We start from the raw sequence: 9,549 nt of genomic DNA, 5'->3' as shown, positions 1-9,549 counted from the left end.
TGCGCTGAGGGTCGGGGTGTCTCGGGGGCGGCGCCCCCGGGGGCCCTTCCCGGGGCGGCGCCGCCGTCGCTCCTCACCATGGCTCGTCCGCCGTGTCGGCGACGCCGTTCAGGCGGTCGAGCGCGGCCCGCAGGACCCGCCGGTCGAGGTAGCCCGGGTAGCGGGGGTGGGGCGGGAGGGGGTCGTCGCGTTCGACTCCCGGAGGCAGGCCGCCGGTGGCGGGCGCGAGTTCGCGTTCGTCGCGGAAGGCGAGGGCGGCCCAGAACTCGGCGGCCAGCGGCACGGCGGCCACGCCGGGGGGTGGGGGCCAGCACTCGCCGGTACGGGGGTGGCGCGGGACGACGGCGATGTCGGGCAGGCGGTGGGGCAGCGGTCGGCCCGGTCCGGCCAGGGCCGCGCGCCGGGCGGGGCGGGCCGGGCCGGCGGCGGGGGGCGGCAGTTGGGCGAGGAGGGGGCGGAAGGCCTGGGCGAGCGGGCCGGTGGCGAGGTCCAGGGGCGCGCCGTCGGCGGCGTGGACCAGGTGGGCCAGGGTCACGGCGGCCTCCACGTCCCAGCGGATGCTCCGGTTTCCGTCGCCGTCCGACGGGTCGGTGGCGCACCACCGGTCGGTGACGGTGTGCCAGTCGGCGATCGGGGCGTCGGGGCCGGCCGGGACGGGGCGCACCGCGGAGGGTTCCAGCCAGGTGGCCTGCCACAGCGAGCAGTCGTCGATCCTGGTGGCGACCTTGCGTCCGCAGCCGGCGCAGGTGACGTTGGGGCCGTAGCGGCCGTCGATGCCGCAGCAGGCGCCGAGTTCGCGGCGCTGGACGAGGGCGGTGCCGTGGGCGTCGCCGGGGGCGATGACGGTCGGGCGGGGCCCGCGGGCCGGGTCACCGTCGACGGCGTAGGTGCCCGGGTCCATCAGGACGGGCATGGCCACGCCGTTGCCGAAGGGCAGCCCGGCGTAGACCGGGTAGGGGACCCGCGTCAGCGGCCCGGTCAGCGCGGTGCCGCACGCCCTGCACTCGAAGACCTCCACGCCCGCCCGTTCCCCCTTCGTCCGCCCCGCCGACGGGCGAGTATCTCCGCCCTGGCGGGCCGGCGCCAGCGGATTTCCGGGGCCCGGATCTGATGGCTTGTCAAGTTCGTACCGGAGCAGACCGATCGGCAGTAGCCTCGGCGCTCTGTGACGACGGCCCGGTCAGGGCGGAGGGGAGGCGGCGGTGGCCGAGGGGAAGGCCGGGGCGGGTGGTGACGGGCCGTTGCACGAGCGCGAGGCCGAACTCCGTTCCGCGGAGCGCGCGATCGAGGCGCTCACCCGCACCGCCGGCGTGGGCGAGCTGCTGCTCTACACCGGCGCGGCCGGGCTGGGCAAGACCGCGGTGCTGACCGAGGCGCGGCGGGCGGCGAGGCGCGCGGGCTGCACGGTGCTGTTCGCCCGGGGCGGGCAGCGGCAGTGCCACGAGCCGTTCCACGTGGTGCGCCAGTTGGTGCGGCCGGTGCTGTCGGCCCTGTCCGACGACGAGCGGGCGCGGGTCTTCGGGCCGTGGGCGGACGTCGTCGGCCCGGCCGCGGGACTGCTGCCGCCCGGCGGGCAGCTCGACCCGCAAGGGGTGCGCGACGGACTGGACTTCGTCCTCACCCGCCTCGTGCAGCTGCGTTCGCCGCTCGCCGTGCTGGTCGACGACCTGCACTGGGCCGACCCGGAGTCGCTCGGCTGGCTGGCCGGGTTCGCGGTGCGCGCCCGGGAGCTGCCGGCCCTGCTGGTGCTCGCCTGCCGCGACGAGTTCCCCGACGACGCGCTGGCCCTGCAGCGCGGCCTCGCCGAGCGGGCGGACCGCCGGCACGAGCTGCGTCCGCTCCAGCCCGCCTCGGTCGCGCACCTGGTACGCGCCGCCCTGGGCGCGCGGGCCGAGGACGCCTTCTGCCGCCACGTGTGGGCGGTCACCGCCGGGAACCCGTACGAGACCGCCGCCCTGCTGCGCGAGGTCGCCGACCAGCGGCTCGACCCGGTCGAGGAGAGCACCGGGCAGCTGCGCGAACTCGCCGCCACCGCGCGGGGGATGACGCTTCGGCACTGGCTGGACCGGGTGGGGCCCACCGCGCTGCGCTTCGCCTGGGCGGCGTCGGTGCTGGACACCGACATCCGGCCCGAACTCGCCGCCGCGATCTGCGCCCAGGGGCCGGAGGCCGCCGCCCAGTCCGTCCGGGAACTGCGCCGGCACCGGGTGCTGACCACCACGTCGGCGGGCCGGCTGGAGTTCGTCCACCCGCTGGTCGCCACCTCGGTCTACCAGTCGATGCCGCCCGCCACCCGCACCGGGATGCACGGCGTGGCCGCCGTCGAGGTCGAGAACGCCGGCCTCGGCCTGCCGGCGGCCTCCCGGCACCTGCTGGAGATCCTGCCCGAGGGGGACGGACTGATCGTCGACAAGCTGCGCCGGGCGGCCCGCGAGCACCTGGCCATCGGCGCGCCCGGGGCCGCGCAGCGCTGCCTGCGCCGGGCCATCAGCGAGCCGCCCGCCGACCGGGACCGCGCCCCGGTGCTCTACGAACTCGGCTGCTCGGCCCTGCTCACCGACCCGGCGACCACGGTCAACCAGCTGCGCCTGGCACTGGCCGACCCGTACGGGCTGGGCCCGGAGCTGCGGGTGGACGCGACCTTCCGGCTCGCCCAGGCCCTCGCCCACAGCAACCGGCTCGGCGAGGCCGCCGCGCTGTGCGCCGAGGAGGCCTCGCGCACCCCGCAGGGCCCGGGCCGACTGCGCCTGGAGGTCGCCCACTTCATGTTTGCCGCGTTCCGGTTCGAGGACGAGGACGGCCCCGGCCGCTCGCGGCGGCTGGCGGACTTCCACCGGATGCTGGGCGCGGTCGGCCTGGCCTTCACCGCCCTCGGCGCGGACCCGACGGCCCCGGGCGCGCCGGCCGCGGGCACGACGGCGCCGGACACGACGGCACCGGGCGCGACGGCACCGGGCGGCGGCGTGTTCGAACACGACGGCCTGGCCCACGCGGTGGCCGTGCTGCGCTGCTGGGACCTGACCCTGCGCGGCGCCGACCGGGCGCGGGCGCTCGAACTGGCCGAGTCCGCGCTGCCGGGCGGCCGACTGCCCGCGAGCCTGGGCTGGACGAACACCACCTGGGGCTTCGAGCTGCCCGGGATCCTGGGCCTCAGCTACCTGTACGCCGACCGGGTCGACCGGGCGGAGGAGCTGTTCACCGAGGCGGTGCGCGCCTACGAGGTCGCCGGGTGGAGCGGCGGCCACCTCGGTTTCGCCCACCTGCTGACCGGCATGCTGCGGTTCCGCTGCGGCGCGCTCGCCGAGGCGGAGGACCACCTGCGCCGGGCGCTGCGCACCGCCGCGCGGATCGGCCCGGGCACCCCGCTGCACTGGGACGCGGTCGGGGCGCTGGCCGAGACCCTGGCCGCGCGCGGACGGCTGGACGACGCCCTGCGGCTGGCGCGCAAGCACTCCTTCGGCCCGCCGTACCCGACGGTGATGGTGCTGCCCGACGCCCGCACGCTGTACGGCCGCCTGCTGCTGGCCCGGGGCGACGCACCGGGCGCGGCCGCGGCGCTGACCGCCGCCGGGGCGGCCCTGGACGCGCGGGGGTGGCGCAACACGGTGTGGGCGCCGTGGCTGGGGCACCTGGCGCGCGCGCTGGCGCCCGAGCGGCCGGACCGGGCCCGCGACCTCGCCGAGGAGGGCGTCCGGCGGGCCCGGGAGACCCGGACGGACTCGGCCGTGGGCACCGCCCTGCGGCTGTGCGCCGCGGTGCACGAGCCGGCGCCGGCGGCCGAACTGCTGACGGAGGCGGTCCGGCACCTGGAGCGCTCACCGGCCCGCTACGAGCACGCGATCGCCCTGGTCGACCTGGGTGAGGCGCTGGGCCGCCGGGACGGGACGCCGCACGGCCGGTTCCAGGCCCCGGACGCCCGCAGCGCGCTGACCCGGGGCCTGGAACTGGCCTCACGCTGCGGCGCCGACGGCCTGGCCGACCGGGCCCGCGCCCTGCTGTCGCCGTCGTCGGGGGGCTGAGGCCCCCCGGGCGGGCGGCCGCCGTTGAAAGTATCGTCCCGTGCAACTATTGTTTGGACATATAAAGCGCATCAGCAAGCGCCTGTGTCCTGGCGCTGCCGTTCCCACCGGGAGTCCGACATGAGCACCACCCTCTTCACCCCGTACACGCTGCGGGAGCTGACCGTTCCCAACCGGGTCTGGATGCCGCCGATGTGCCAGTACAGCGCCGCACCGGCCGGAGAGGCCGCCGGGGCCCCCACGGACTGGCACTACACCCACCAGGCGGCGCGGGCCGCCGGGGGCACCGGGCTGATCATCACGGAGGCCACGGCGGTCAGCCCCGAGGGGCGGATCAGCCCGTACGACCTCGGGCTGTGGAACGACACCCAGGTCGAGGCGTTCCGCCGGATCACCGACTTCCTCAAGGCGCAGGGCACCGTCCCGGCCGTCCAGCTCGGGCACGCCGGGCGCAAGGCCTCCACCGAGCGGACCTGGGTGGACCGCGGACGCGCCCTGAGCCCCGACGAGGAGCACGGCTGGACCCCGGTCGCCCCCAGCGCGCTGCCCTTCTCGCCCGAGCACACCACCCCCGAGGAGCTGACGGTCGATCAGATCGCCGAGATCGTCGGGCAGTTCGCCGACGCCGCGCGGCGCGCCCTGGCGGCGGGCTTCCAGGTCGTCGAGGTCCACGGCGCCCACGGCTACCTGATCCACCAGTTCCTCTCCCCCGAGACCAACCGCCGCACCGACGCCTACGGCGGCTCCTTCGAGGGCCGCATCCGCTTCGCGCTGGAGGTCGTCGACGCGGTGCGCGAGGTGTGGCCCCAGGAGCTGCCGCTGTTCTTCCGCGTCTCGGCCACCGACTGGCTCACCGAGAACCCGCAGGACGGCCGTGAGGGCTGGACCTCGCAGGACACCGTCCGCCTGGCCAAGGAGCTCCAGGCGCACGGCGTGGACCTGCTGGACGTCTCCACCGGCGGCCTGGTGCCCGACGCCGCGATCGAGGCCGGCCCCGGCTACCAGGTGCCCTTCGCCGAGGCGGTGCGCGACCAGGTCGGCCTGCCGGTGGCCACCGTCGGCCTGATCACCGAGCCGGCCCAGGCCCAGGAGATCCTGGCCGCCGGGCGCGCCGACGCCGTCCTGCTCGGCCGCGAGCTGCTGCGCAACCCCTCCTGGGCCCGCCGCGCGGCCGGCGAGCTGGGCGGCGAGGTGCACACCCCCGTCCAGTACCACCGCTCCTGAGAACGCGCTGCGGCCGCCGCCCCAGGCCTGGGGGCGGCGGCCGCAGTCGAGTTGACGGTGCGTCAGGAATTGGCGGTGCGTCAGGAGTTGCCGCGGCCCAGGAAGTGGCCCGCGGTGGTGGCGCTGGTGGAGCGGCGGTCGTGGGAGGCGTCCTCGACGACGTGGATCATGCTGCTGTCCGGGTCCGTGCCGCGGCCCTTGGCCCAGCCGCTGACCAGGTGGGTCATCTCGTTGTTGGCGTCCAGGTAGGTGTCGGAGATCTTGGCGTTGGCGACGCTGTTGTTGTGGTCCTTCATCTGGTTGTCCCACTCCCAGGCCCAGGTGTCGACCAGGCGCTGGGCGCTGTCGCCGACCCACGGGATGGGGGTGAGCGGGGCGCCGACCACGTGGTAGGCCACCTTGGCCTTCCAGTCGGCCTGGAGGTTGGCGTCGTCGCGCTGGCCCATGGCGACGTCGGCACGGATCGCGTCGTAGACGCCCAGGCTCGCGGCGCCCTTGTTCATCACGTCCTGGATGTCGTTCTGCGAGGGGTTGGGCCCGATCGAGGACAGCTCCTGGGCGATCTTCGCGCTCTCGGCCTGGTGCAGGGTGGCGTACGCGTCGGGGTTGTCGGACAGTCCGCGCATCACCCGCACCAGGCTGTCCTCGCCGACGCCCATGTGCACCGTGCCGTTCGCGTCGGTCCACACCGTGCTGCCGTGGTCCAGGTACTGGGAGTTGCGGCCGTTGAAGATCTCGTGGCTGTCGTTGGTGTAGTCGGCCAGCGCGTTGGCCAGCGGCTGGCGCAGGTTGGCGTTGACCTTGGTGCCGCCCTGGCCCTCGTCCAGGGCGGTGACGGTGTCGTGCATGATCCGGGCCTGGGCCTCGGTGTGGTGCCCGGTGTGCGGGGCGCCGGCCGGCTGGCCGGTGGTGGCGGCCTCCAGCGCCGCGCCCAGGCCGCTCTGCGCCAGCGGGTCGGGCGTCTTGAACGGGCCGGCCATCGACGTGACCCAGCCCTCGGGCCACTTGCGGTCCTTGAGCAGGTAGTGCAGGTGCTGGTTGCCGCCGCCGGAGTTCGGGTCCAGGTAGGCGGTGGCGGCGTCCGGCTCGCGGCCCATGACCGCGAGCACGTTGTCCAGCGGGTCGGCGCCCAGCGCGGTGCCGTTGTGGTTGGCCTTGTAGGCCCACGCGTCGGGGGTCTTCTTCTCCGCCGCGGTGATGTCGTCGGCCAGGTCGCCGAGCATCCCGGCCGAGTACTTCGCGTCGCCCTTGGCCATCAGCGTGGTCAGGACCTGGTACCCGTACACCGGCTCGGTGTTGGAGCCGTAGTTGTGGTCCGCGTCGCAGCCGACCTTGGCCATGCCCGCGCGCCAGCGCCGGTAGAAGTCGGTACTGGTGTCCTGGGTGGCGGAGGCCAGCGCGTGGGTGAGGCCGCCCTGGAGGTCGGTGTAGGCGGCCTTCTTGTCGCCGCCGGGGCTGCTGAGCTTCCCGGCGAGCTTGAGCGTGCCGTCCGGGCCGAGCCGGTCCAACAGGCCCTGGGAGAAGGCGGGGTGGTCGGCCTTGTCCTTCATCAGGTCCTGCAGCTGGACCAGTTGCTCCGGGGTCAGGTCGTCCAGGTGGGTGGCCAGGTCGGCGGCGCGCTGGGCGTCACCGGCGTCGCCGCCGCCCACGGCCTGGCCGTTGAAGGTGGTGTCCAGCGGGTTGCCCGCCTTGGAGGCGCCGCGCAGGGCGGCGGCGATGCGCTGGTCGGCGCGGGTGGCGGCCTGGACGCCGGCCGCGATCGCCTTGGTCCACCTGTCGGCCGCGTCCTGGTAGGACTGCCGGCCCTCCGGGTCGTGGTGCAGGGCCTGGCGGGTGGCCGGGTCGAGCGTGCTCTCGTCGAACACCGCCGTGCCGGTGCCGGTCACCTTGAAGCCGTCCTTGACGGCGCCGTCGGCCGCGTCGCGGGTCTGCTTCTGCGCGGCGGCGAAGTCGGCGTGCGCCTCGTCGAGCAGCGAGGCCATCGCGTTGGCCTCGGTCTGGGCGTCGACGATCTGGCCCTTGGTGGCCAGCAGCGCCGTGTTGGCCAGGTTCGCGGTGCCGCCCGTCCACCAGGGGCCGCCGGTCAGGCCGTTGCCGCTGCCCGGCAGGCCGGGGCCGCCCGGGGTGAACAGGCCGTTGCCGCCGATGCCGCCGCCGTTGCCCGCGCCGCCCAGGACGTCCTGCTCCATGGTGGTCTGCATGGTGTGGAAGCGCGTCGCCATCGCGCGCCACTGGGTGGCGGCGGCGGTCAGCGCGTCCGGATCGGCGTTGATGACGTCCTCGTATCCGAGCATGGTCACTGCACCTGGAGGGACTGGGCGATGGACAGGTTGGTACTGCGGTAGTTGGCGCCGGTGCTCTGCATCGCGCCCGCGTTGGCGTTCAGCCGCCCGGTCAGCGCCTTGACCTGCTGGTGCCACTCGTCCAGCGAGTCCTTCAACGCCCCGGCGCTGTCCCAGTTCTTGAGGCCCGTGACCGCCGTCCCGGTGGCGTCGTCGGCGACCGCGCCCGCGCCCGGACAGTCGTGGGCCAGGTTGGTCAGCGTGGCGTGCGCCTTGTCCAGCGCGGCGTGGTTGACCCCGAACCCGCCCGGTGCCGGTGTGCTCATCCGTCGTTCCCCCATGTGTGGTGACCCGGCGGTGTGGTCGCCGGGCGCCGATGATCGTAAGTCCGCGGAGCACCGGTTGACGCAAGGGAGGCATCAGAGATTTGTCACCGTTTCGTCACCGCCCGGCGCCCGGCGGACCGTTCGGGTACGGCACACCCGCCGGGCCGGGCCCGCACAGCACCCCGGCGACCGTACGGCCACCGGGCCCGGCGACCGCACGGGGCCGTCCGGGCGGGCGCGCGACGACCGCGCCCGTACGCCGTTGACGCCCGACCGGCACCCCTCTACAACGGAGCTCAGACCCGGCCCCGAGCTCCCCGAGGAGCAAGCCCATGGCCCCGGACGCCCCCCGCTGCCCCGTGCTCGACATGACCGCCCGCACCCTCCACCAGCAGAACGCGCGGCTGCGCTGCGCCGGACCGGCCGTACGCGTCGAACTCCCCGACGGCATCATCGCCTGGTCGGTGACCCGCGCCCCGGTGATCCGCGCGCTCACCGGCGACCCCCGCGTCTCCCGCGACGCACGCCGCCACTGGCCCGGCCTGGCCGCGGTGCCCGAGGGCTGGCCGATGGGCCCGATCGCCTTCCAGCAGAACTTCTTCAACCGCTACGGCGACGAACACCGCTCCGCCCGGCGCCGGATGGCGACCTCCTTCTCACCCCGGCGGGTGTCCGCGCTGCGCCCCCGGATCGAGGCCACCACCGCCGCCCTCGTCGGCGCGCTGGGCGAACTCGCCCCCGGCCAGGCCGTGGACCTGCGCCGGGCGCTGTCCCTGCCGCTGACCATGACGGTGATCTGCGACCTGTTCGGCGTCCCCGCCGACCTGCGGCCCCCGATCGGCCGGGCCATGGACGCCCTGCTGACCACCACGGCGGCCAACGAGCAGATGACGCTCTCGCGCGCCGAGATCAACGTGGCGCTGACCGACCTGCTGGAACTCAAACGGCGCGAACCCGGCCCCGACCTCGCCAGCGACGTCGCCGCGCTCAGCACCGGCGGCGACACCGGACGCACCGAGGAGGAGTCCCGCGACACCCTGTTCCTGATGCTCGGCGCCGGGTACGAGACCGCCGTCAACCTCATCACCAGCACCGTCCAGGCCCTCCTCACCCACCCCCGCCACCTGGCCGCCGTCCGCACCGGCGCCCTCGGCTGGGAGGACGTCATCGAGGAGACCCTGCGCCACGAGAGCCCCGTCATGCACGTCCCGCTGCGCTACCCGCTGGAGGACATCGACCTCGGCGAGGGCGTGGTCATCCGCCGCGGCGAACCGATCCTGCTCGGCTTCGGCGCGGCCGGCCGCGACCCGGACCTCCACCCGGACCGGCCCGACGAGTTCGACCCGACCCGCCCCGACAAGGAGCACCTCGCCTTCGGGCACGGCCCGCACTTCTGCCTCGGCGCGCCCCTGGCCCGCCTGGAGGCCGAGGTCGCCCTGGCCGGCCTGTTCGGCGCCCACCCCGACAGCGCCCTGGACCCCTCCCGCCCGGCACCCGCCCGGCTGGAGTCGGCGATCATCAACGGCCCGGCCGAGCTCTGGATCGTCCCGACGCCCGCCGCGCCGTGATGGCCCAGGGTCCGTCTTCGGACTCCCGTCGTTCGCCCGGAGGGCGGGCGGGGCGGCGTTGGGGTGCGTGCATCGCAAGGCGGAGGAGGGAGCCACTGCGGAGCATTGGCGACCGACGACAACGCGGCGA

The 9,549-nt window shown here is 75.4% G+C and carries 6 protein-coding genes; 3 read left to right on the top strand and 3 right to left on the bottom strand.

What is annotated here, in order from left to right; translation table 11 throughout:
- Positions 1 to 73 precede the first annotated feature (73 nt).
- The gene (locus ACFXOZ_RS41080; RefSeq protein WP_380595142.1) at positions 74 to 1,018 is read right to left on the bottom strand and encodes a hypothetical protein; all 945 of its coding nucleotides are present in this window, start codon (positions 1,016 to 1,018) and stop codon (positions 74 to 76) included.
- Between the two features lie 184 nt (positions 1,019 to 1,202).
- On the opposite strand from ACFXOZ_RS41080, the gene ACFXOZ_RS41075 reads away from it, so the two are divergent.
- Both ACFXOZ_RS41075 and ACFXOZ_RS41070 read left to right on the top strand, forming a co-directional pair.
- On the top strand, positions 1,203 to 4,019 hold the full coding sequence (locus tag ACFXOZ_RS41075; protein ID WP_380595140.1) for an ATP-binding protein: 2,817 nt from the start codon (positions 1,203 to 1,205) through the stop codon (positions 4,017 to 4,019).
- 120 nt (positions 4,020 to 4,139) lie between these two features.
- Positions 4,140 to 5,243 carry an NADH:flavin oxidoreductase/NADH oxidase gene (locus ACFXOZ_RS41070; RefSeq protein WP_375897118.1) on the top strand — a complete coding sequence of 368 codons (1,104 nt, stop codon included), beginning with the start codon at positions 4,140 to 4,142 and terminating at the stop codon, positions 5,241 to 5,243.
- Between the two features lie 80 nt (positions 5,244 to 5,323).
- Here the strand turns inward: ACFXOZ_RS41070 and ACFXOZ_RS41065 are convergent, their stop codons facing one another.
- Entirely contained in the window at positions 5,324 to 7,537 is a 2,214-nt protein-coding gene (locus ACFXOZ_RS41065) for a DUF6571 family protein (protein ID WP_380595138.1), read from the bottom strand.
- 2 nt (positions 7,538 to 7,539) lie between these two features.
- On the bottom strand, positions 7,540 to 7,851 hold the full coding sequence (locus ACFXOZ_RS41060) for a hypothetical protein (protein WP_375897123.1): 312 nt from the start codon (positions 7,849 to 7,851) through the stop codon (positions 7,540 to 7,542).
- A gap of 332 nt (positions 7,852 to 8,183) precedes the next feature.
- Here ACFXOZ_RS41060 and ACFXOZ_RS41055 point away from each other — a divergent pair, with 332 nt between their 5' ends.
- Positions 8,184 to 9,419 (top strand): cytochrome P450, encoded by a 1,236-nt coding sequence (locus tag ACFXOZ_RS41055; RefSeq protein ID WP_380595136.1) that lies wholly within the window; start codon positions 8,184 to 8,186, stop codon positions 9,417 to 9,419.
- Positions 9,420 to 9,549: the final 130 nt, after the last annotated feature.

Origin of the sequence: Kitasatospora sp. NPDC059160 (assembly GCF_042755465.1) — a bacterium.
In the GTDB taxonomy this organism is placed as follows: domain Bacteria; phylum Actinomycetota; class Actinomycetes; order Streptomycetales; family Streptomycetaceae; genus Kitasatospora.
Note: the sequence above shows the minus strand (reverse complement) of the source record. Positions and strands in the feature narration are given on the sequence as shown.